Raw genomic sequence first — 20,359 nt, forward strand, 5'->3', positions numbered from 1 at the left:
GTTCCGCTTAGCCTACGAATTTATAAAATAAAATGATGTCGGCTGCGTCTCTAATCTGATGGTTTGCCCGCGGCGAACCCAAAAGCTGGCCCAATACCAGCCGGCTCTACCAGAAGTGGTTTACACTTTCGGCCTGTCGTCTCAGAGGAAACTGAGAGAAAGACGGCATCAACAATCTTGCCGTATCGTCCTGATAGCGCCTACCGGTCATACCGATGTCAGGGATGCATTTTTGCGCCCTTTACGATTTTGTCGACGACCTTCTTTTCGGCTCTCAGTGCCAGTCCTACCAGTTTCGAATGGTCTGGGCCGAACTTGGCGAACACCTCCCTGTTGGCGGCGTCGTGCCCTGTTGAAAACATCTCCTCGATATAAGCCGAGGCTGTAACCTGACGGTCAAGCGACCGCTTATGAACAGTGCGTAGCGTATCCTGATCTGCTGCCAGGACCACGATTGGCTGGATCGTCATGGGATTGTAGACATTACCAACTGCATCCCGATATGGTTCGCCGATGATGGCTGGTGTCTGCGCGACGATGCCGCTTGTCAGGAAAGCGGTGACGTTCAGCTTCTGCCACGTTGCGAGGTCATCGCGGATAACGATTGCAATCTTGGTGTCAAACATGCGGTTGAACTCCATTCAGGGTATTGAGGGCCAGGAAGACCTAGCTCCGAGCAATGGGGGCGGTCTTGAACGTTCGTGCAAAGTCGCATTTGCTGACGGTATGCGTGTCGCCGCGCCCTCACATGGTGTAGAGCGGATCGAAGCGCGGTTTCATGGCAATGCATTTTCGCCCCATCGCCACGACACCTACGCGTTAGGGCTGACACTCCACGGCGTACAGACCTTCCGCTATCGCGGCACCGAGCGTTTCAGCAGCCCCGGAAACGTGATCGTGCTGCATCCCGATGAGCTACATGATGGTGCAGCAGGTACCGAGGATGGGTTGATCTATCGCATGATCTATTTGCCGCCCGACGTCATTGGCGCCGTCGATGGCTACCGCCACGCCCTTCCATTCGTTGCCAACCCTGTTGTTGCCGATAGCGGCCTCTGGCAGGCACTGGCAGAGATTCTTGCCGATCTGAGCGAAGAACCCAGCGACCTGATCATGGACGATGTCGTGATGCGGCTCTCATCGGGCCTTTCGCGTCACGCAGGTGCGCCACCCAAGACAATCGCCAAGTCGGCGCGGTCTGCTGTGCTGCGTGCCCGTGACTTCATTGAAGGCCACCGGAGCGAAACCATACGCTCCGAAGAGCTGGAGACGGTCTGTGGACTGGATCGTTACGAGCTGGCCCGGCAGTTCCGGCAGTTGCTGGGAACCAGCCCGCATCGGTACCTCATCATGCGCAAGCTCGAACTAGCGAAAGGGTCTATGGCAAATGGAAAAGGTTTGGCTCAGTCAGCGGCAGAGGCAGGCTTTGCTGACCAAGCCCACTTTACCCGCCACTTCCGCAAAACCTTCGGCATGACGCCGGGGCGTTGGCTGGCCATGCGCGTGGCAAGCCGGTCCTAGAGGCGGGGCTTGAGCGCTGGCGCCCGTTCGGAATCGCCTGAGTTTGGCTCGCCCTTCGGCTCGATCAGAAGAACCTTTACCTCGTTCTTAGCCCGCGGGCGGTGAACAACGCCCTTGGGAACGACGATCATTTCGCCAGCCTTTACGGTTCGAGACGGCTCCCCCTCGATGTCGAGTTCCATCTCTCCCTCCAACACGAGGAAGAAATCATCCGTCGTATCATGCTTGTGGAACGGGTATTCGCCCTTGAAACGGACGACCATCACGTCGTTTTCATTGTAGTCTGCAACCACATGCGGGTCCCAATGTGTTGAAAACAGACCGAGTTTCTCGTGAAGATTGATGGCTTTCATTTGAGTATCCTGTTTTGTGTTTCACTGCGGCCGCGAAGAAGGAAAGTTTTGGTGAAGGCCCGTCAGCACAACCGCTACACAAGGCATCGCGCCGGGTATTGAACGATCGTGCAATGGTCGATTGAGCCCTACCCGGATCGCGCCATCATCATCGCAAGGATGCACGTTGACAGCAGCCCAACCGGCACGTTGACTTGAGAGCGCTAAATCACCATCTGTGCGGCATGCCGAAGCGTGAAAAAAATGGGATAGAACTGATCAGGACATGGACCTTGCCGGCCGCCGTAACAATGGGGTCGGCTGTTCGTGCAAAGGGCATTCTTCAGGAAATACAGGCAAGGCTGCCCTCCAGCTTGAAAAAATCGATATCGCTGGAAGGCGTCGATCTGACACTGGCGATGGCAGCGGCTGAAAAGACTGCCTTCAACGCAGCTGCAGCCGTTGCTGCGAGGGTTGTGATGGAGGCCGTTGCAATGCCTGTCATCCCGCGCGAAATCGAGGACATCCTGACCATCAAGACCAGCGAGCGGCATCGGTGGCTTGCCGATGGTCGTCTGCCAAGCGCTGGCACGCGCACCGTCAGACTGAACGGACGCGCCCGCCAGATTACATTCCATGTCTTCGACCCTAAGGTGGTGGAAGACCTTCTCGACCGTGGTGCCGTAGAAGAGTGGCGGGTTGAGGATGCAGAGGCGAAAGCAGAAAAACGGCAGCGGGCTGCCTATCAGGCGAAGCTGACCCGTTCGCTTAAAAAGAAAGCTGCTAAACGTCCTGCAACGTCAGAGGACAGCTCCAAAGACGCCGTCTCGAAGCTGGGCGGCTGGGACGAGTTCGACGTCGACGGATTGCTTCGTTGAAAAGCGGCACCTGCCGGGCCGCATGGCGAAACGTACGGGCATTGCACGCGCACTTGTAGGCCAGCCGAAATCCTTCCGCGCGATGAACCTCTTGGCACCGTCGATCCCATGACAAAGACTGGCATACGGCAGGAAAGAAGTCCGCCGCCCAGTAGCGAAAAACCAACGGTGTTTGGGCGGCGCAGTTCACAGAAAAGGTCGTGCCAAATCTGCGTTGCTATTATTGTCTGTAAGAGGCTCTGTTGTATCCTTGCCGCCGAGAAGATGACTACCTATAAGGAGCGCATGTCATCTGATTCAAAGATATTCGTAGGGCTGCGGTCGCCCCGCAAAAAACCTGTTCCGCAAAGCGAACCCAATGGGCCGAAATGCCAGTGGGATGGTTGCGACAAGGGTGGCACGCTGCGTGCACCCGTTGGGCGCGATGGTGAAGGCCTATACCTGCTGTTTTGTACCGAGCATGTACGGGAATATAACAAGGGTTATAATTTCTCGCCAAACCTCTCCGACCCCGTCACTGCGCGCTATCAGCGTGAAGCGGCAGAGGGCAGCCGCCAAACGGCTGGTGTTGGCGCGCCCAAAGCTACCGAAATTCCACTCCCCCGCACGGAGCGGTCCGGTTCTGCAAAGGCCATGAACGCCCGCAAAAGCGCTGCCTTGCGCCAGGCGCAGACTGCGGATTTGCAGCGGCGCAAACTCAAGGTGCTTGAAGCCAAGGCCTTCGAGACGCTTGGGCTGCCGGAAGATGCAACGCCGGAGGAAATCAGGGCACGCTATAAGCAGTGTCTCAAGATGCACCATCCAGACGCAAATGACGGCGATCGCAATTCCGAAGACAAGCTCCGCGCCTCGATTGATGCGCACAAAATCCTCAAGCTGAACGGTTTCTGTTGAAGGTGAGCCGCCAAACCGCTGGCGGCTTTTCCGGCTGACTTTAAACCCGCGCTGATAGTCTGGGCTTCAGGTAAACAGTCCGCTCAAGACGTTTCGAGATTGGCAGCGCTGACGATCTTTTCCGACCGACAAGCCCCTCACCATAACACCATCACGTCGACGCTCCTCACCCGCATCGAGTTCGGTGAACTTCCTCGCTGATCGTAGATCCATGACAGGAGCGTCAGAACGCCACGTGTGATGTTTTGGCACGCGGTAATTTGGCATGGGGTTACCGGCACAAACAGGAGTAAAACGGAAATCAAGATCATTCCTTGATGGAGGTCAAATTGTTTGATGGTTTCAGCGCGGAGCTTCTGGCGCGCATACAGTTTGCGTTTACAGTTTCATTCCACTTCATCTTCCCGGCCTTCTCAATTGGCACCGCCAGTTACCTCGCCGTTCTCAATGCGCTCTGGCTGTGGAAGCGCGATCCCGTTTACTTGAAACTATTCGAGTTTTGGAAACCCATATTTGCCATCACCTTTGGCATGGGCGTCGTTTCCGGTATCGTCATGAGCTACCAGTTCGGTACCAACTGGGCCGTGTTTTCCGACAAGGTCGGGCCGGTCATCGGGCCGCTCATGGGCTATGAAGTTCTAACCGCTTTCTTTCTTGAGGCCGGATTTCTGGGTATCGCTTTGTTTGGGCGCAAACGTGTTGGCGATCGCCTTCACATGTTCGCCGTCGGCATGGTGGCCGTCGGCACTCTCATATCAGCAACGTGGATATTGTCGGCCAACAGCTGGATGCAGACGCCTCAGGGTTTTACCATTGGTGAAAACGGACAATTTATGCCCGCCGACTGGTGGAAGATCATCTTCAACCCGTCCTTTCCTTATCGCCTCGTTCACACCGTGCTGGCCGCCTTTTTGACGACGGCCTTCGGGGTTGGCGCTGTCGGCGCCTATCACCTCTTGCGAGACAAGAGCAACCGGCAGGCGCGTGTTATGTTTTCCATGGCCATGTGGATGGCAGCTCTCGTCACCCCCATCCAGATATTCGTGGGCGATCTGCACGGCATCAACACACTGGAACATCAGCCAGCGAAAATCGCTGCGATGGAAGGACATTACGACACCCACAGTGGTGCGCCGCTCATTCTCTTCGGAATTCCCGATGACGAGGCCGAAGTCACCAAATACGCGCTCGAGATACCAAAGCTTGGCTCATTGATCCTCACCCATTCGCTGGACGGCGAGATCAAGGGGTTGAAAGAGTGGAATAAAAACGATCGCCCCAAGGCACTGATCCCCTTCATCACCTTCCGGGTCATGGTTGGGCTTGGAATGCTGATGCTGCTTGTTGGCCTCTGGTCGCTCTGGGCGCGGTGGAAAGACTGTCTTTATGACAATCGCCTGCTTCACAGAGCCTCCCTTCTCATGGGTCCATCAGGCTTCATCGCCGTGCTGGCGGGCTGGTACACCACAGAGGTGGGTCGCCAACCATACACGGTCTACGGCCTGTTGCGGACATCCGACAGCTTGTCGCCCATCGATGCACCGGCCGTTGGCGCATCGCTCCTTGCATTCATTATCGTCTATTTCCTGGTGTTCGGTGCAGGCGTATTTTATCTGCTGCGACTGATGCGACGCACACCTGTGCTGGATGAGGATCACGAATTGGATCACGCCCCGACCCGTACGGCCGGGATAACACCCGGTCCGGCGCAGAGCCTTTCAGGAGGGCATCATGATGTTTGATCTTGCATTTATCTGGGCTGCCATCATCGCATTTGCGGTGCTGGCCTATGTCATCCTCGATGGTTTCGATCTCGGCATCGGCATCCTGTTCCCGTTTTTCCGCAAGAGGCATGACCGGGACGTCATGACAAATTCCATCGCCCCGGTCTGGGATGGAAACGAAACGTGGCTGGTGTTGGGCGGCGGCGGGTTGATGGCGGTCTTTCCCGTTGCCTATGCAACGGTATTGCCTGCCCTTTACATGCCGATCATCCTCATGTTGCTGGGGCTGATTTTCCGTGGTGTCGCCTTCGAGTTCCGCTGGCGCACAACACGTGGCAGCATCTGGTGGGATTGGGGCTTTTGCATAGGCTCTACCATTGCTGCCATGATGCAGGGCATCGCTCTCGGCGCGCTGGTTCAAGGCATCCAGATCACCAACCGCGCCTATTCCGGCGGGTGGTGGGACTGGCTGACACCTTTCAGTATTACAACAGGTCTGGCTGTGGTCATCGGCTATGCATTGCTCGGCGCGACATGGCTCAACCTGAAGACAGTGGGCGAGTTGCAGGCAAAAGCGCGCACAATTTCCAAGGTGGCTGCTGTGGCAACGCTTGCGATCATCGGCGTTGTCAGCCTCTGGACGCCCTTTATCGACCGCGTTTATTTCGAGCGTTGGTTCGTTTGGCCCACGGCGTTGTTCTCAGCCTTTGTGCCGCTGCTGGTCTTGCTCTGCGCTGCCGCTCTCTGGAATGGATTGGCGCGTGACAAGCATCTTCAGCCATTTCTGGCCGCCCTTGGCATTTTCGTCATCTGTTTTGCAGGTCTTGGGATCAGCTTTTATCCCTATATCGTGCCCGGCGCGCTGACGATCTGGGAAGCGGCGGCGCCGGAAAGCTCTCTGGCATTCCTGCTCGTGGGTGCAAGCGTGCTCATCCCGATCATCCTTGCCTATACAGGTTACGCCTATTGGGTCTTTCGCGGCAAAATTGATCCAGAGGAAGGATATCACTGATGCAGCAGCCTCTCTCCAGGCGGTTGTTGTGGTTCGTCGGCATCTGGATTGCGAGCGTGCTTGCTCTTTCGGTTGTCGCATATGCAATCCGCCTGATGATTTTGGGATCGAGCCCGTAGTGCCGACACCTTCGGCGGAGTTGCATTCTCGACCACGAGCGCGACAATCAAACTCCGCCAACCCGCGCAATCGACACGCCAACGTTTCAAATGACTTCGCCCGACTTAAGCAGTTTTTTATTCATTTCCCCTAGCGTCGTTGCAATGCGTGGGCGGTGTTACGCTGCGGGGGGAATTGGAAAGTGAAATTATCTCAGAAGCTGAAGTCAATCGGTTTCAGAACAGCGAGCGGGATGGCTTTATTGCTCGTTTCGGTCGTGCTTGTTGCAAGTGTCGGGATCCGTGGAATTGGTAGCCTGACAGGTGCCGTGTCTCAAACTGTGGATACGTCGAAGGTCCTGATTGGCGCCAACAAGGCTGAAGGTGCCATCATCCAATATCTCATCAGCAAAGAGCCCGAGCGCATTGATCAAGCCGCCAGCGCCCTTCAGATGGCGCAAGCGACACTCAATTCTCTGACATTGTCAAAAGAGGAAAGTGCGGAACTTTCAAATGGCATCTCGATGATGTCGAATGCCGTCAGGTCTCTCGCAACCTCTCAGGATGCTGTCCAGAAAGCCGGCGCCGCATTGCGTGAAGCGACCGGAAGCATGGTTACCCTGGCTGATCAGGCTGAAAAAAGCGCCCTTGACGTCGCCAACCAGGCCGAGACCAATTCCAACAACGCCCTGATTAGCCTGAACACGATCCGTATCCTCATCCAGAACACTGGCAGTTTCAGGGAAGGTATCAATGCCGTCGAACTCGCGCTGGTAAAAGCATCCGCCCAGGGTGGAGCGATATCGGCCGATCAGATCGCAGAGCCGATGGCTCGTGCACAGGCTGGCTTGATGGAAGTGGTCAAGCTGGGCGGAACACCTGACATCCAGCCCATCGTCAGCAGCCTGGAAAATACCTTCACGGAGATTGAGGCGGCCATTTCCAAAGACAATGGCGCAGCTCTCTCCGCGACACAGGAACTCGGGCTCTTCGCGCAGATTTCAACCACCTCTCAGAAGCTAGAAGAGGTGCTACGGCTGTCGGCAGAAAAAGAGCTGGCCGCCAAAAGCGAAAAAGATACGGCTCGCTCCAAGGCGCGTATCATTTCAGGCACTGCACGCAACTTCAGCAATGTCTTGAAAGATATTCTGGTTCAAGTCGAACGATATCATCTCCTACCCTCCGCTGAAGCTGACGCCATCGTCACCGCAAATCTGAAGAAAGCAGCAGGCTTGGGTGCCATGCTGGCGAAGATCTCCGGAAATGACATGACAGCCAGTCTCGCCCAACTGGGCCAGACGTTCGAAGCGATGAAGACGAACCTCGCATCCTTCGATCAGCAGGCCTCGCTGGTCGTTTCGACATCACAAAGCGTCACGGACGGTATTGTCGCAATTGCAGGCGAAATTGCATCCAAATCAGAACTCCAGGGTAATCAGGGCACGTCCTGGATGTGGAGCGCCGGTCTGTTCAGCTTCGTTCTGGCGATGGCCATTGCTTTCTTTATGGTCCGCTCCGTGGCCCGGCCTATGGTGCAGGTTGCGCAGGCAATGGCGCGTCTGGCAAAGGGAGAAACGGATACGCATCTGGAGCTTGCAAAAACCGACAACGAAATCGGTGAGATGATCGGCGCATTGCAGGTGTTTCAGCAGAACGACCGTGCACGCATCAATGCCGAAGCAGAGGCGGACCGCGGAAGGCAGCAGGCGGAAATTCTGCGGCATGAACGCGAAGCCGAGCGCGTGACGGAAGCCCAGGCGATGGAGCATGCCTTCGGGCAAATTTCCACCGGTCTGGACGCCCTGTCCAAGGGTGACCTGACGGCGCGCATCGGAGCGGTCGATTCCCGCTACGAGCGCATCAGAACGCACTTCAACAGCGCCGTTTCCACCCTGGAAGAGGCAATTGACGCGGTCATCGTCAGCGTCGGAACGATCCGGTCTGGCCTGTCCGAAATATCGAGCGCATCCAACGATCTTGCGCGCCGCACAGAACAGCAGGCCGCCTCTCTCGAAGAAACAGTTGCCGCCTTGGGTGAGGTCTCGAACGGCATCACGAGCACTGCGGATGGCGCAGACCACGCCCAGAAGACTGTCGCGCTGGCCAAGACAAACGCGGAAGGTGGCGGAGCCGTTGTAGAACGCGCCATCAGCGCGATGAGCGAAATTCAGGATTCATCGGCAAAAATCGGCAACATCATCGGCGTTATCGACGAAATCGCATTTCAGACCAACTTGCTTGCACTCAATGCAGGTGTTGAGGCGGCGCGTGCCGGGGATGCAGGCAAGGGCTTTGCCGTCGTTGCACAGGAAGTGCGCGAGCTTGCACAAAGATCTGCCAATGCCGCGCGCGAAATCAAGGGATTGATTTCAACATCGACAACGCAGGTCGCTGCAGGCGTCAAGCTAGTTGACGAAACCGGCATCTCACTCAAGGACATTTGTGAGCAGGTCGGCGGTATCAGTTCCATCATCGATAAGATTGCGATGGCGGCCAGAGAACAGTCCGTAAGTCTACGGGAAGTTTCCAATGCTGGTGACGAGATGGACAAGGTGACGCAACAGAACGCAGCCATGGTCGAGGAGACCACAGCTGCATCGCAAACCCTGGTGCATGAAACTGAAATGCTGGCCCAGATGGTAGGCCAGTTCGCGACCAGGCGCTCAAGCGGCGCTCGGATGCGGGCCGCGGCATAAGTCTGGCCTTTAATGACAACGGCTTCTTATAAAGCGCAGGCCTTTTATGGTCTGCGCTTAAACGCACGATCTTCGCTTGCGCTATCTACGCCTCCATCAGCGATGACGGCCGCTTACGTCTGAGTTTCTGGTAACAGCGCCTCACTGGCTGAAGCTTCCCATTCCCAACGCAGGATCGTGTACTGCATGGTGTCTCGTAAATCGGGATGCCATCTTCGTCTCTTGTAAAGTCTCTTTCGCAGAGTGTGCCCTGCCACGGAACTATTGGGCACAGTCCAGCTTTTCCTGTTCGTTTACAGGAGTTCAGCATGCCGATCTCAGCGCCAATCCGTTACTCGCCCGATCTCGAAACAATACAGCCCGATGAGCAGGAAACCATCCAGGGTCTGAACGAAACCTTTGACAAGATTCTCAACACCACCGCAAATGACTATGGTCACGCGGTTCGCTCAGTGCATGCCAAGGCTCATGGCATTCTTCAGGGCACATTGCAGGTCAAGGATGGACTGCCTCCTGAGCTGGCCCAGGGTCTTTTCGCTCAACCCGGCACCTACACCGTGTTCATGCGCCTTTCAACAAATGCGGGCGACATTCTTCCCGACGCGATCGCCCTGCCCCGTGGCCTTGCCATTAAGGTGGTGGGCGTAGACGGCGAACGCCTGCCGGATGCGGCTGGGCGAACGCAGGACTTCGTCATGGTCAATGGGCCAGTGTTTCAAGCCAAGACCGCTGACAAATTTCTTGGAAGCCTGAAATTGCTGGCAAAGACGACGGACAAGATGGAAGGAACGAAGACGGTGATGTCGAGCGTTCTACAGACCGTCAACAACGCGCTTGAGGCCGTTGGCGTCACAAGTTCAACGGTCCAGTCCCTCGGCGGCGCACCCAACATCGATCCTCTCGGCGAGACCTATTTCAGCGTCACGCCATTTCGCTATGGCGAGTATGTTGCGAAATTCAGCCTCAAGCCAGTCTCTCCAGACTTCACCGAACTCACCGGCAGGGAGATCGATACGAGCGTGCGTGAAGATGCGATCAGAGAGACCGTGCAAGGGGAGATGCAGACGATACAAGGCGAGTGGGAATTTCAGGTCCAGCTCTGTCGCGACGTCAAGGCACAGCCCATCGAAAATCCAACCGTGGAATGGGATCAGGATGACGCTCCTTTCGTCACCGTGGCAACGATAACCGCCGCTCCGCAAGACAGTTGGAGCGACGAGCAGGTGCAGAAGGTCAATGAAGAGATGCGGTTCAGTGTCTGGACCGGGCTCGCGGCGCATCAACCACTCGGCAATATCAACCGCGCCCGCAAAATTCCATATGAGCATTCAGCGAATTTTCGCGCTGGCTTCAACAAATGCCCAATCCACGAGCCGCAGCAATAGCTCCTGCTTAAATCCGGTTGCCGGGCACCACTCATCGCAATGGTGCCCGGTTTTTCCTGAAATATCAGAGCCTGAACCGTGCAACGCCCCTCCGCGCACCACTCTCAGGCTTGATTGAAATCAATCCAGCATGCTGGAGCGCGTGCTAGCTGAGGATAAACCTCAGGAGCTAGCCGATGACAAAATTGATGAAAGCTGCCGTTCTCCGCGAGTTTGGCAAACCTCTCATGATCGAGCAAATACCGGTGCCGGAACCGCGCCCCGACCAGATACTGGTCAAGATGGCTGCAACCGGCGTCTGCCACACGGACCTCCATGCCATCAAAGGCGATTGGCCGGTCAAGCCGACCGTACCTTTCATTCCCGGCCATGAAGGCGTCGGCACCGTCGTTGGCGTCGGGCGTGACGTGAAACGCATCAAGGAAGGTGACAGGGTCGGCGTGCCGTGGCTGCACACAGCCTGTGGCTATTGCCCGCACTGCAGAACCGGTTGGGAAACGCTTTGCGGATCTCAGCAAAACACTGGTTATTCGGTCAATGGAAGTTTTGCTGAATATGCACTCGCTGATCCAAACTATGTTGGCCGCCTGCCGGACAGTCTGGAATGGGGTCCGGCAGCGCCCATCCTGTGCGCAGGTGTAACCGTCTATAAGGGGCTGAAGGAAACCGAAGTCAAACCGGGCGAATGGGTCGCCATATCGGGCGTCGGTGGGCTGGGCCATATGGCAGTGCAATATGCAAAGGCGATGGGCATGCATGTTGCGGCAATTGATGTTCACGCCGATAAATTGGCCCTTGCCACGAAACTCGGCGCCGAGATCGTCATCAATGCCCGGGAGACCGACCCCGCGGCGGAGTTGCAGAAGCAAATCGGCGGCGTCCATGGTGTTCTGGTCACGGCGGTCTCTCCGACTGCGTTCGAGCAGGCTTTCGGAGCGTTGCGCTCGCATGGCACCATGGCACTGGTCGGCCTGCCACCGGGCAAATTCGCGATGCCGATCTTCGATACGGTCCTGAAACGGATCACCGTCCGAGGCTCGATCGTTGGCACCCGGCAGGATCTTGAGGAAGCGCTCGGCTTTGCCGGTGATGGTGCCGTTGCGGCGCATTTCTCCTGGGACAAGCTTGAAAACATCAACGCAATCTTCGCCCGCATGGAAGAAGGCGGCATTGATGGCCGGATCGTGCTTGACCTGCAATAGGCCGGAATAACCAACCTTATCATCATGGAGCCAACATGATCGAGACGCGCATCCGTCGACCATCATTGATCGATAAAATCACAACACCCCAGGCTGCCGCGGCACTCATCAAGGATGGCATGGTCATCGGCATGAGCGGGTTCACCAAGGCAGGAGACGCCAAAGCCGTCCCAATCGCCATGGTCGAACGGGCAAAGACAGACCCTTTCCAGATCACGTTGATTACGGGTGCGTCTCTGGGCCATGGTATTGACCGGATGCTGACAGAGGCCAAGATTCTTGCCCGCAGAATGCCGTTTCAAGTCGACACGACCCTTCGCGCTGCCATCAATCGTGGTGAGGTGATGTTCGTCGATCAGCACCTGTCTGAAACCGTCGAACACATCAGATCAAACCAGCTCGGCCCGATCGATTATGCGGTGATCGAGGCTACGGCGATCACCGAGGATGGCGGCATCGTGCCCTCCACGTCAATCGGCAACTCAGCGAGCTTCGCCATTCTTGCCAGGAAGATCATTATCGAAATCAATCTGAGCCAACCCCTCGAACTCGAAGGGTTGCACGATGTCTATATCCCGACCAAACGCCCCATGCGCGAGCCGATTCCTGTTCTTGACTGCAACAGTCGCGTCGGCCTGCCCTATATACCCATCGATCCAGACAAGATTGCCGCCATCGTTGTCACCGAGCAGAAGGACAGCTTCTCCACGGTCGAAGCCCCGGATGCGGACACGGCGGCGATTGCCAGCCATCTCATCAGCTTTCTGGAAAACGAGGTATCCGTCGGGCGCCTGAACCTTGGTCTGCAACCGCTGCAGGCGGGCATTGGCACAATTGCCAACTCGGTTCTTTCAGGACTAAAGAACAGCCCCTTCAATGGCCTCAAAATGTACAGCGAGGTTTTGCAGGACAGTACATTCGATCTGTTTGATGCTGGCAAACTCGATTTTGCCTCCGGCTCCTCCATCACCCTTTCAGCGGAGTGCGCCGAACGCGTTTTTGGAGCGTTTGACAGGTATAAGCACAAGCTCGTGCTGCGCCCTCAAGAGATTTCCAATCACCCCGAGGTCATTCGTCGCCTCGGCATCATCGGCATCAACACGGCGCTGGAGGTGGACATTTACGGCAATGTGAACTCCAGCCACGTGAATGGCACGCACATGATGAACGGCATTGGCGGCTCAGGCGATTTTGCGCGAAATGCCTACCTTTCCATCTTCGTCACCAAGTCGCTGGCCAAGGGCGGAAGAATTTCCTCCGTGGTTCCCATGGTCAGCCATGTCGATCATACAGAACACGATGTCGATATCATCGTGACGGAAAACGGCCTTGCAGATTTGCGCGAATTGGCACCCCGCGAAAGAGCGGCGGTGATCATTGCCAACTGCGTGCACCCATCCTTCCGAGATATGCTTCAAGACTATCTGGCGCGCGCGACACAGCGCGGCGGTCATACGCCGCACCTTCTGGAAGAAGCTCTTTCGTGGCACATCAGAAGTCTGGCCACAGGCAATATGCAGGCCTGATGGTCTTTGGTGCCCGGCCTTAGAGTCCTGATCTCGCAATACCTCTGCTTGCTTAATGCTGAGGAAGCAGGTCGAGTTTAGTCTTACAAAAGATCAGTTTTAAACCATTTTTCTGGGCGCGGAACTGCATCAAGAAACTGAAGACTGGCAATATTGGTCATGAATGAGCAATATCTGCCCAATGACGTGATAATATTCACATATTATAAATCACTCTGGCCTCTTATTAACCAACATAACGATTCAGTCATGATGGCGCAACAATAGATTTGGCCTGGACAAGATCGGACATAGTCGGCCTGGTGAATGATTTGCTTTCGGCGACGCAGGATCAACAATAGATTCCCTGGAGTGGCAAGTGAAGCATATCTCTATCATAGGAAAGTTCCTCATCATCATGGCCGCATTCGGCTTGTTCTCTCTGGGAATGGCATTCTATTCTGGCCAGCAGATCAAGAAGATCGACGCAAGCTACAACGAACTACTGGCAAGTGAATCAAGATCAGCGCTGTACATGGCGCGTGCCAACCGTGCCCTGCAGGCATTTCGCGCCTCGTTCGCCGAATTGTTGCTGTCACGGACACCGGATCACAACACCACCGCCCAGAAGAATCTGAAGGACGCCGAAGCGAGCTTCGTCAAATCCATGGATACGGCCATAGCAGCGCTTCCGGAGAAAGCAGAACTGCCGCTCATCAAGTCGGACGTGTTGAAACTATTCCGGGATGTTTGCGGACCATCCATCGCTGCTGGCGCCGCAGCAACGACCGAGCAGGAGGTCGAGGCTTCGCAGAAAGGCTCTCTTGCGTGTGAACAGAGCTTCTCAACCATTTCGCTCCGTTTTACTGAGCTAACGAATGTTATCGTTGACTCGTCAGACAAACAAAGCAGCGAGCTGACCGACGCCTCGCATCAAACCTTCGTCGTCACGTTGGGTGCCGTTGTTCTGGGTATGGTCGCTGTACTGGTACTCGGCTTCGTTGCCATCCGTGCATGGCTGGTCAAGCCTATCCAGAACATGGTCACCACCATGGGTGTGCTTGCCAATGGTGACTTTTCCCCCACCGTCGAGGGTACAGATCGCCGCGATGAAGTCGGCACCATGGCCAAGGCCGTACAGATCTTCAAAGACAATGGCTTGCGTGCTTTGCAGCTTGAGCAAGAGGCCGCTTCTGGTCGCAGCGCCAGTGAAGCGGAACGTGCCCGGGTTGCCGAGGTTGATCGTCAGCGCGCACAGCAGATGGCACAGGCAACTTCCGGTCTTGGTGAAGGCCTGAAGCACCTCTCCAGCGGCGACCTGACATTCCGCCTGAGCGAGCCTTTTGCCAGTGACTTCGAAACGCTGCGGTCTGACTTCAACGATGCCGTCGGTCAGCTTGCCGATAGCTTGCGGTCTGTTTCCCAGGCCACCGGCTCTATCGACAGCGGCGCGCGCGAAATCAGCCGCAGCGCTGAAGACCTTTCCAAGCGCACGGAACAGCAGGCAGCATCTCTGGAAGAAACCGCTGCTGCACTGGATCAGATCACCACCAATGTGGCGAATTCTTCCCAGCGCACGCAGGAAGCCCGCCATGTCGCCATCGAAGCCAACAAATCGGCGAGCCGCTCTGGTGAAGTTGTATCGAACGCCGTAACCGCGATGCAGCGCATCGAACAGTCTTCGAACCAGATCTCCAACATCATCGGTGTAATTGACGAGATCGCGTTCCAGACCAATCTGCTGGCTCTGAATGCGGGCGTGGAAGCTGCACGTGCCGGTGAAGCCGGTAAGGGCTTTGCGGTTGTTGCGCAGGAAGTGCGTGAACTTGCGCAACGTTCTGCCCAGGCAGCCAAGGAAATCAAGGAACTGATCCGCAACTCCAGCGAAGAGGTCAGCACCGGCGTGAAGCTGGTTCAGGAAACCGGTCTGGCATTGAAGGTGATCGAAGAACAGGTTGTCACCATCAACACCCAGCTGGACGCTATCGCGACCTCTGCCAAGGAGCAGTCGGTTGGTCTGCATGAGGTCAATACCGCCGTCAACCAGATGGACCAGGTCACCCAGCAAAACGCAGCCATGGTGGAAGAATCCACAGCCGCTAGCGCAACGCTCGCCAGCGAAGTTCAAAGGCTGCGGGAAATCATTGCGGGCTTCCGCGTCGGCTCGGACGGTCCTGTCGCACAGGGCAGACCGGTTGCTGCGAAAGCTGACCACAAGCCTGTGGCATCGCCAGCGCGCCGCATGATGGCCAAGGTGGCCGGTGCAGTCGGCCTCGGCGGTGGCGGTGCAGCTGCAGCCGAAAGCTGGGAGGAGTTTTGATACTCGCTTCCAGCATTTGAACCCTTAAAACAGCGGGACCGGTTTCAACCGGTCCCGTTTTTTGTTATCCCTCAGCATCTTGAGACGGGCCTAACCCATCACGATGTCAACGGAGCTTACATGGCCGATATTCCCGAAGCCTCACTCGATTTCATCCGCCAGCCGGATCTGGATGCCCTTCGGCCAGCCTTCTCACAACACAAGCCACGCATTCTCATTCTGTATGGATCACTGCGTAAGGTCTCGTTCAGCCGTCTGCTGGCCGAAGAATCCGCACGCCTGCTCGAACATTTCGGCTGCGAGGTCAGGATCTTCAACCCCGAAGGGCTTCCCCTTCCCGATGGTGCGCCTGACACCGACGCTAAGGTTCAAGAATTGCGGGAGCTGTCTTTATGGTCCGAGGGCCATCTCTGGGTCAGCCCCGAACGCCACGGCGCAATGACCGGCATCATGAAGGCGCAGATCGACTGGTTCCCGCTGACAACCGGCTCCGTCCGCCCGACACAGGGCAAGACACTAGCGGTCATGCAGGTGTGTGGCGGCTCTCAGTCCTTCAACGCCGTCAATCAGTTGCGCATTCTCGGCCGCTGGATGCGCATGATTACCATTCCAAACCAGTCTTCTGTCGCAAAGGCCTGGCAGGAATTCGGCGAGGACGGACGCATGAAGCCATCCGCCTACTATGATCGCGTCGTCGATGTCTGCGAGGAACTCGTCAAGTTCACCCTGCTGACGCGCGATGCGTCCGACTATCTGACGGACCGTTACAGTGAGCGGAAAGAAGATGCCGCAAAGCTGGAACAGCGCGTGGATTTGAAATCAATATAAAGGGCGGCGAGCGGCGCCACCGCGCCTCACTACACTTTTTACTCAGCCGGATTTCCGGCTGACTTTGCAAAATACTTGCGGCCCATCCAGAGCGCCATCTGCACCAGCAAGATCAGCACGGGAACCTCGACCAGTGGCCCAATGACCGCGGCAAATGCGACCGGGGATGCCAGTCCGAAGGCGGCAATGGCAACCGCAATGGCAAGCTCGAAGTTGTTACCAGCCGCCGTGAACGCGACCGCCGTGGTGCGAGGATAGTCGGTGCCAACGGACTTCGCCATCCAGAAGCTGACAAGGAACATGATGAGGAAGTAGATCGTCAGCGGAATGGCGATCATCACCACATCACCCGGCAGGCGCACCACGTCCCCGCCCTTGAGGCTGAACATGGCGACAATGGTAAACAGCAGTGCGGCGAGTGTGAGCGGGCTGATTTTCGGCAGGAAGACAGTCTCGTACCAGTCACGTCCCTTGGTGGCGGTCAGAACACGGCGTGAGAGATAGCCCGCGAGAAACGGAATGCCGAGATAGATCAGCACCGCTTCCGCAATTGTCCAGAATGAAACGTCAATAACGCTTCCTTCCAATCCAAACAGTGGCGGCAGAAAGCTCAGGAAAAACCAGGCATAGACGCTGAAAAACAGAATCTGGAAGATGGAGTTGAACGCAACGAGGCCCGCGACATACTGGTTATCGCCCTTGGCAAGCTGGTTCCAGACCAGAACCATGGCAATGCAGCGCGCAAGGCCGATAAGGATGAGGCCGGTCATATATTCCGGGTAATCCCGCAGAAAAATGATCGCCAGCACAAACATCAGCACGGGGCCGATGATCCAGTTTTGCAGCAGCGAAATCATCAAAACGCGCTTATCGGCAAAGACCTGCGGCAGTTCCTCGAACCGGACTTTTGCCAGCGGCGGATACATCATCAGGATGAGGCCGATGGCAATCGGAATGTTGGTTGTGCCGACAGACAAGCTCTCAAGCGCCGCTGGCAGTCTAGTAAAAACAGAGCCGAGCAACACGCCAAGCCCCATGGCGGCAAAAATCCAGACCGTGAGGTACCGATCGAGGAAGGACAGGCGTAAGATTGGTTCTGCGGGACGCATTTGCGTTCTCCTTGGCAAAGAAACACTTTCCCCGGCCTTGGGCGAAGACCGGGGTGATAGGAATGAGGATTTGCAGGTTCAGGTCAGATGACGCGGCAGCCCGCATCATCCACAACGACTTCGCCGTCTTCCTTGGTAAAAGCCGCCCTCTGCTCAACCGGCAAAATATCCAGCACAGCCTCAGAAGGACGGCAAAGCTTGACACCAACAGGCGTGACAACGATAGGGCGATTGATGAGGATGGGGTGCTCCATCATGGCATCAACCAGCTGCGCATCCGACAAAGCCTGATCTTCAAGGCCCAACTCTTGATATGGCGTTCCCTTTTCGCGCAGCAGCTCGCGGGCAGAGATGCCCATGCGGGCAATCAACTGTTCCAAAAGTTCGCGGGACGGCGGCGTCTTGAGATACTCGATGACATGGGGCTCAATGCCCGCATTGCGGATCATCGCCAGGGTATTGCGCGACGTTCCGCAATGCGGGTTGTGGTAGATAACGATATCGATGGAATGGCTCATACAACATCAGGCCTTTTGCTGGTCGAGCCTTCAAGCTGCCCGATTTCATTCAACTTTGTGGAGAGGCTCATCTTTTCAAGGCTTTCCAGCGGAAGGGCTGCAAAAGCTGCAATACGAAGCTTCATGTAGCGAAGTGCTGTCGTAAACGCGATGCGCTTTTCAGCGTCGGTGCCTTCAACGGATGCTGGATCTTCGATACCCCAATGGGCGGTCATTGGCTGTCCCGGCCAGACAGGGCAGGATTCGCCAGCCGCATTGTCGCAGACCGTGAAAATAAAATCGAACTGCGGGGCGCCAGCAACGGCGAGTTCGTCCCAACTTTTGGAATGGAGGCCGTCTGTTGGATATTTATGGCCTGCAAGCACTTCGAGTGCGACAGGGTTCACCTCGCCCTTGGGCTGGCTGCCGGCAGAGTGGGAATTGAATTTACCCGCTCCGTCCTTTCTCAGGACACTTTCTGCCAGAATGGAACGCGCGGAATTCCCCGTGCACAGAAACAGAACATTGAACGTTTTATCAGTCATGAAGGCACCTTTTCCTTGGGGCAGCATGGGGTCAATTCAGCAATCAATGGTGCGCAAAGTTCTGCATTTCCGCCGCAGCAATCTTTCAGAAGAAACAAAGTCAGCGTCCGCAACGTTTCCATCTCCGCGCGATAAACTATGACGCGACTTTTACGCTGCGATGACACGAGACCGGCCCGTGACAATATGTTGAGATGGGCTGACATTGTGTTTTGTGGAACGGCGAGAGCACGGGCAATATCCCCGGCAGCCATGCCTTCCGGTTCATGGGCAACGAGAAGGCGAAATGTCTCGAGCCGGGTCGGCTGAGCAAGCGCTGCGAGGGTGAGTATAGCGTATTCCTGATCCATATATCCAGATTATTGGAATTATGGATTAAGTCAACCGTCAGGGTGAGTGGGCCTCGAAATAGCGAAGATGCAATACGAGGACATTCTTCATGCCGATGCCACATTGCGCACCATCAGCAAGGCCAGCGAGACGCGCCTCCCGTTCTAAATATTTTAGCTTTATGCGCATGACATTCTACGCTAATAGTATTATTTAGAAATCAATTCTGATTTTCAACTATTAAAGAGATAAAACAACGTGGCAGGCATTCATCAGATCAGTGATACCCATACAGTCCAGCACCAAGAGATTTCTCAAGTGAATGATGGGCCGACGCCGCAGTGCCTATCCGCTCCGCCCCTCACGCCATTGCCAGCCTGCGAGAACCGCGACTGGGCACGTCGTGCCATTGGCATTCTTGAGGGCGATGGGCGTCGCTCGGCAGATACACACCTCGTCAAGCCTGCTTTCAAGGGCCTGCGCGGCATCTCGATCTATCTGAAGGACGAGTCCACGCATCCGACAGGCAGCCTGAAGCACCGCCTGGCGCGCTCGCTCTTTCTTTACGGCATTTGCAATGGAAAGATTGCGCAGGGAACGACGCTGGTCGAGGCTTCTTCAGGCTCTACCGCTGTCAGCGAGGCTTATTTTGCGCATCTTCTGGATCTGCCGTTCATCGCTGTCATGCCGCACTCGACAAGTCCGCAGAAGGTCGAGGCTATCCAACGTTTTGGCGGGAAGTGCCACTTCGTAGACAAACCATCGGAAGTTTATACAGTGGCCGAAACGCTGGCCGCCGAGACGGGCGGGCATTATCTCGATCAGTTTACCAATGCCGAAAGAGCGACCGACTGGCGCGGCAACAACAATATTGCCGATTCCATTTTTGAGCAGATGAAAAGCGAAGAGCACCCGGAGCCTGCATGGGTGGTGGTGAATGCGGGAACGGGCGGCACTTCGGCCACGATTGGCCGTTTCATTCGCTACCGCAATCTGCGCACGCGCCTGTGCGTTGTCGATGTGGAACATTCTGCATTCTACGCATCCTATATGTCCGGCAACCGTGACGTGACCTGCTCAACGCCATCGCGCATCGAAGGTGTTGGACGCCCCCGTGTGGAACCGTCCTTCATTCCCGGCGTCATTGACCACATGATCAAGATACCGGACGCCGCCTCCATCGCCGCCATGCACGTGCTGTCGGACCGGCTGTTTCGCCGCGTCGGTGGCTCGACCGGCACCAATTTCTTTGGCACCTGCTGGATTGCAGCGGCGATGATGAAAGAAGGCCGAGAAGGCTCACTGGTATCGCTGATCTGCGACAGTGGTGACCGCTACGCGGCCACCTATTACAATCCCGAATGGCTGGCGAAAAACGAGATCGACATCACGCCCTATCGCGACATTCTGGAAACCTTCATCGACAGCGGTGAGTTCAAAGGCTTCGAGGCTGGCATCATCGCAAATGCCGCCAAGCCTTGAG

19 protein-coding genes are annotated in these 20,359 nt (G+C 56.1%); 13 read left to right on the forward strand and 6 right to left on the reverse strand.

Annotated features, from left to right (window positions below; all coding sequences use genetic code 11):
* Nucleotides 1-218: 218 nt before the first annotated feature.
* Nucleotides 219-626 (reverse strand): DUF2000 family protein, encoded by a 408-nt coding sequence (locus ACQZ51_RS16525; RefSeq protein WP_448778833.1) that lies wholly within the window; start codon nt 624-626, stop codon nt 219-221.
* Between ACQZ51_RS16525 and ACQZ51_RS16530 the strand changes: the two genes are divergently transcribed.
* Nucleotides 625-1,521 (forward strand): AraC family transcriptional regulator, encoded by an 897-nt coding sequence (locus tag ACQZ51_RS16530; protein ID WP_448778834.1) that lies wholly within the window; start codon nt 625-627, stop codon nt 1,519-1,521. The two genes, ACQZ51_RS16525 and ACQZ51_RS16530, sit on opposite strands and share 2 nt — an antisense overlap.
* Here the strand turns inward: ACQZ51_RS16530 and ACQZ51_RS16535 are convergent.
* Nucleotides 1,518-1,874 carry a cupin domain-containing protein gene (locus ACQZ51_RS16535; RefSeq protein WP_448778836.1) on the reverse strand — a complete coding sequence of 119 codons (357 nt, stop codon included), beginning with the start codon at nt 1,872-1,874 and terminating at the stop codon, nt 1,518-1,520. The two genes, ACQZ51_RS16530 and ACQZ51_RS16535, sit on opposite strands and share 4 nt — an antisense overlap.
* A gap of 224 nt (nt 1,875-2,098) precedes the next feature.
* Here ACQZ51_RS16535 and ACQZ51_RS16540 point away from each other — a divergent pair, with 224 nt between their 5' ends.
* From ACQZ51_RS16540 to arsH, 11 genes are all read left to right on the forward strand, one after another.
* A complete protein-coding gene (locus ACQZ51_RS16540) occupies nt 2,099-2,731 on the forward strand; it encodes a hypothetical protein (protein WP_448779213.1) in 633 nt (210 codons plus the stop codon).
* Nucleotides 2,732-3,016: 285 nt separating this feature from the next.
* Nucleotides 3,017-3,625 (forward strand): J domain-containing protein, encoded by a 609-nt coding sequence (locus ACQZ51_RS16545; protein WP_448778839.1) that lies wholly within the window; start codon nt 3,017-3,019, stop codon nt 3,623-3,625.
* Between the two features lie 329 nt (nt 3,626-3,954).
* Nucleotides 3,955-5,367 carry a cytochrome ubiquinol oxidase subunit I gene (locus ACQZ51_RS16550; RefSeq protein ID WP_448778840.1) on the forward strand — a complete coding sequence of 471 codons (1,413 nt, stop codon included), beginning with the start codon at nt 3,955-3,957 and terminating at the stop codon, nt 5,365-5,367.
* Entirely contained in the window at nt 5,357-6,361 is a 1,005-nt protein-coding gene (cydB, locus tag ACQZ51_RS16555; protein ID WP_448778841.1) for a cytochrome d ubiquinol oxidase subunit II, read from the forward strand. The genes ACQZ51_RS16550 and cydB overlap by 11 nt, the downstream gene beginning before the upstream one ends.
* On the forward strand, nt 6,361-6,480 hold the full coding sequence (locus ACQZ51_RS16560) for a DUF2474 family protein (protein ID WP_448778843.1): 120 nt from the start codon (nt 6,361-6,363) through the stop codon (nt 6,478-6,480). Before cydB ends, ACQZ51_RS16560 begins: the two co-directional genes overlap by 1 nt.
* Before the next feature lie 233 nt (nt 6,481-6,713).
* Nucleotides 6,714-9,155 (forward strand): methyl-accepting chemotaxis protein, encoded by a 2,442-nt coding sequence (locus ACQZ51_RS16565; protein ID WP_448778845.1) that lies wholly within the window; start codon nt 6,714-6,716, stop codon nt 9,153-9,155.
* Between the two features lie 308 nt (nt 9,156-9,463).
* On the forward strand, nt 9,464-10,540 hold the full coding sequence (locus ACQZ51_RS16570; RefSeq protein WP_448778847.1) for a catalase family protein: 1,077 nt from the start codon (nt 9,464-9,466) through the stop codon (nt 10,538-10,540).
* A gap of 176 nt (nt 10,541-10,716) precedes the next feature.
* A complete protein-coding gene (gene adhP, locus ACQZ51_RS16575) occupies nt 10,717-11,742 on the forward strand; it encodes an alcohol dehydrogenase AdhP (RefSeq protein ID WP_448778848.1) in 1,026 nt (341 codons plus the stop codon).
* A gap of 35 nt (nt 11,743-11,777) precedes the next feature.
* Nucleotides 11,778-13,268 carry an acetyl-CoA hydrolase/transferase family protein gene (locus ACQZ51_RS16580; RefSeq protein ID WP_448778850.1) on the forward strand — a complete coding sequence of 497 codons (1,491 nt, stop codon included), beginning with the start codon at nt 11,778-11,780 and terminating at the stop codon, nt 13,266-13,268.
* A gap of 358 nt (nt 13,269-13,626) precedes the next feature.
* Nucleotides 13,627-15,567: a methyl-accepting chemotaxis protein gene (locus ACQZ51_RS16585; protein ID WP_448778851.1), complete on the forward strand. Its 1,941-nt coding sequence runs from the start codon at nt 13,627-13,629 to the stop codon at nt 15,565-15,567.
* A gap of 120 nt (nt 15,568-15,687) precedes the next feature.
* Nucleotides 15,688-16,395, forward strand: coding sequence for an arsenical resistance protein ArsH (gene arsH / locus ACQZ51_RS16590; protein WP_448778853.1), 708 nt, complete (start codon nt 15,688-15,690; stop codon nt 16,393-16,395).
* A 38-nt stretch (nt 16,396-16,433) separates the two neighbouring features.
* Here the strand turns inward: arsH and arsB are convergent, their stop codons facing one another.
* The 4 genes from arsB to ACQZ51_RS16610 form a co-directional block, all read right to left on the reverse strand.
* Nucleotides 16,434-17,504, reverse strand: a complete 1,071-nt coding sequence (gene arsB / locus ACQZ51_RS16595) for an ACR3 family arsenite efflux transporter (RefSeq protein WP_448778854.1) — start codon at nt 17,502-17,504, stop codon at nt 16,434-16,436.
* A gap of 83 nt (nt 17,505-17,587) precedes the next feature.
* Complete coding sequence (arsC, locus tag ACQZ51_RS16600) at nt 17,588-18,022, reverse strand: arsenate reductase (glutaredoxin) (RefSeq protein WP_448778856.1); 435 nt, start codon at nt 18,020-18,022, stop codon at nt 17,588-17,590.
* Nucleotides 18,019-18,546, reverse strand: coding sequence for an arsenate reductase ArsC (locus tag ACQZ51_RS16605; RefSeq protein ID WP_448778858.1), 528 nt, complete (start codon nt 18,544-18,546; stop codon nt 18,019-18,021). The genes arsC and ACQZ51_RS16605 overlap by 4 nt, the downstream gene beginning before the upstream one ends.
* Nucleotides 18,543-18,896 carry an ArsR/SmtB family transcription factor gene (locus ACQZ51_RS16610; protein ID WP_448778860.1) on the reverse strand — a complete coding sequence of 118 codons (354 nt, stop codon included), beginning with the start codon at nt 18,894-18,896 and terminating at the stop codon, nt 18,543-18,545. Before ACQZ51_RS16610 ends, ACQZ51_RS16605 begins: the two co-directional genes overlap by 4 nt.
* Before the next feature lie 349 nt (nt 18,897-19,245).
* On the opposite strand from ACQZ51_RS16610, the gene ACQZ51_RS16615 reads away from it, so the two are divergent.
* Nucleotides 19,246-20,358, forward strand: coding sequence for a PLP-dependent cysteine synthase family protein (locus ACQZ51_RS16615; protein ID WP_448779215.1), 1,113 nt, complete (start codon nt 19,246-19,248; stop codon nt 20,356-20,358).
* The last annotated feature ends 1 nt before the right edge of the window (nt 20,359 follow it).

The sequence above is a fragment of the Agrobacterium sp. CG674 genome, assembly GCF_053521645.1.